Here is a 1,713-nt window from a genome sequence, read left to right as displayed (position 1 = left end):
AGGGTATCCCGGAAAATTAGAAGTTATTGCTAGGAGATCCGGAAATAGTTGGTATGTGGCTGGATTAAATGGAGAAAATATTCCAAAAGAACTTAGTCTTGATCTGTCATTTTTAAAGAATAAAAAAGGTTTCTTGATTATGTCGGGAGCGAATGCAAAAGATAACCCCTCTTTTAGTCAAAAAAACATCGTTGTTCCTGAAAATGGTAAACTAAATATTAAGGTAAACGGCAATGATGGATTTGTGGCGGTATTTAATTAAAAAATAAATTATATAAATAATTTTTAAATATTTCAGTTATGAAAATGAAAATACAATTTTCGGTAATTCTTGTGACGGCAATAGTTTTTATCAATAATTTATTCGCACAAAATCCAATTATAAGAAACCAATTTTCAGCCGACCCTACGGCGCGGGTTTTTGGTGATAGCGTTTATTTATATCCTTCTCATGATATTCTTGCGACGCCTGGACACGGGCGTGTTGGTTGGTTTTGCATGGAAGACTATCATGTTTTTTCTTCTGCTAATCTGACCAGTTGGCAAGACCATGGCATTGTTGTAAGCCAATATAATGTGCCTTGGGTAAACTCGGATTCTTACAGTATGTGGGCACCGGATTGTATTTTTAGGAACGGCAAATATTATTTCTATTTTCCTGCACAAGTAAAAGATACTAGTTTTGGGAGAGGCTTTGGTATTGGAGTGGCAATAGCGGATAGACCTACCGGACCTTTTGTTCCTTTGGCTAAACCAATCGCCAATGTACACGGAATAGACCCCAATGTATTTATTGATAAGGATGGTCAAGCATATTTGTATTGGGCGCAAGGCAATTTATATGTGGCCAAACTAAATAAGAACATGACCGAATTGTCTTCTGCTCCTGTGGTGATACAAGGATTGCCAACAAAAGGTTTGAAAGAAGGTCCGTTTTTATTTAGAAGAAAGGATCTATATTACTTGACCTATCCCCACGTGGAGGGCAAAACGGAACAGCTCGAATATGCAGTAAGCAAGAGTCCGATGGGGCCATTTAAGGTGACGGGTGTTATTATGGATGAGTCGCCGACTTGTTGGACAAATCATCAGTCTTTAATCAAATATAAAAATCAATGGTACTTGTTTTATCATCATGATGATTATTCACCAAACTTTGATAAGGCTCGCTCGGTAAGAGCCGATAGTTTGTTTTTTAATGATGACGGGACGATTAAAAAAGTCATACCTACCCTTCGTGGAATAGGTGTCACCAACGCAACAGATACCATACAAGTCGATAGATATAGTGCTATAAGTAAAGAAGGAACTTCTATTGCTTTTCTGGATACAACGGATACTTTTAAAGGTTGGTCGGTTAGCTTGAAGCAACCAAATTCTTGGGTACAATACAACACAGTAAATTTTGGAAATAAAAAATTAAAACTCATCCATGCAAAGGTAAAATCCGTTTCCGGGGGTGAAATAGACATTCATTTGAGCTCTATAAACGGCCCTATCATTAGCCAGTTAAAGATTCCAAAAACAGAGAACTGGCAGGTAGTTGAGGGCCATATTTCTACTATTGAACCGGGAGTTCACAATATTTTTATTGTCCAGAAAACCAATTCAGCTACGGCAGTTGATTGGATTAAGTTTGAATAAACGGTGTGTGCAGTTTTACAAAATGATAGTTATGGAAGGGGATTGATTCTGAAGTTGCGTTAGAAAGAA

The 1,713-nt window shown here is 37.3% G+C and carries 2 protein-coding genes; both read left to right on the top strand.

Annotated elements, in window-relative coordinates; all coding sequences use genetic code 11:
* Nucleotides 1-262: glycoside hydrolase family 97 C-terminal domain-containing protein (locus tag ACQR30_RS15760; RefSeq protein WP_429736717.1), on the top strand; the 262-nt coding region annotated here is incomplete at its 5' end.
* Between the two features lie 44 nt (nucleotides 263-306).
* Nucleotides 307-1,644: a family 43 glycosylhydrolase gene (locus ACQR30_RS15755; RefSeq protein ID WP_429736716.1), complete on the top strand. Its 1,338-nt coding sequence runs from the start codon at nucleotides 307-309 to the stop codon at nucleotides 1,642-1,644.
* The last annotated feature ends 69 nt before the right edge of the window (nucleotides 1,645-1,713 follow it).

The sequence above is a fragment of the Arachidicoccus sp. genome, assembly GCF_050436765.1.
GTDB lineage: Bacteria > Bacteroidota > Bacteroidia > Chitinophagales > Chitinophagaceae > Arachidicoccus.
This window is presented reverse-complemented; position numbering and strand designations above follow the sequence as displayed.